Raw genomic sequence first — 1047 nt, forward strand, 5'->3', positions numbered from 1 at the left:
GGCCAAGGTTGGTGACGTCGACATGCGTTTAATTCTTACGCTCTTTGCGCTGCTGTTTACGCAGCTCTTCTTCAATTTGGCGCACGCTGCGCCACAGGCGCGTGTTGCCGCCGAGCAGCGTAAAAGCCATGCTAATGAAGCGCGGCCCGATGACCGCAGAAAAAAGAAAGCGGACAAAGCCGCTAAAAAAGCCAAAGTGACGGCCCCCGCGAAAAAAACCAAGACCGCCAAGGCGAAAAGCGAGAAAAGCGCGAAAAAGATCGCCAGCGCCAAACCCAAGGCCAAAGCGCAGAAAACTGCCAAGATTAAAGTCACCCCGCCGAAGAAGGGCTATAAAAAAGGCTATGGTCGCCACCGCGAAGCCGGTATGGCCACCGCCAAACTGGCGCGTGACGAAAAGCCGTTAAAACTTAGCCCGGCGCACAAAAAACGCTACCAACACGCCAAACAGACCGCGATGGCCAAGCTGATGGATCAGATGGGCAAGCCTTATCGCTGGGGCGGCAGTTCGCCGCGCACCGGCTTCGACTGCAGCGGCCTTATCTATTACGCCTATAAAGACGTGGTGAAAATCAAAATGCCGCGCACCGCCAACGAGATGTATCACCTGCGCGACGCGGCGCCGATCAAGAAAAGCGAACTGGAAAGCGGCGATCTGGTGTTCTTCCGCATCAACAACCGCGGCGTGGCGGACCATGTTGGCGTCTACCTCGGCAACGGCAAATTCATCCAGTCACCGCGCACCGGTGAAGAGATCCGCATCAGCCAGCTCGACAACGACTATTGGCAGAACCACTACATCGGCGCACGCCGCGTAGTAACGCCGAAAACTATCCGTTAATTCCCTGCTCTGTGCGGTTGCGGCCCCGGTCGCAACCGCCTGCTCAAGCTATCGCCCATCGCACCTCCCCACGCGCATTTCTCGCTTTTCTTCCTGTTTTTTTATGATGAAAATTGTTAAGATTGAATGACCACAATAAAAAACGGCCCATATAACTCTCGCCCGGCGAGAGGCGAATGGCGCTGTAAAGGAGGAAGCAATGTCGT

At 55.4% G+C, this 1047-nt stretch carries 1 protein-coding gene; it reads left to right on the forward strand.

The features are described from left to right. The coding region (locus ACZ60B_RS43075) for a C40 family peptidase (protein WP_469397610.1) at nucleotides 1-841 on the forward strand (841 nt) is incomplete at its 5' end. Between the last annotated feature and the right edge of the window lie 206 nt (nucleotides 842-1047).

Source organism: Streptomyces sp. NPDC104096, assembly GCF_055584385.1.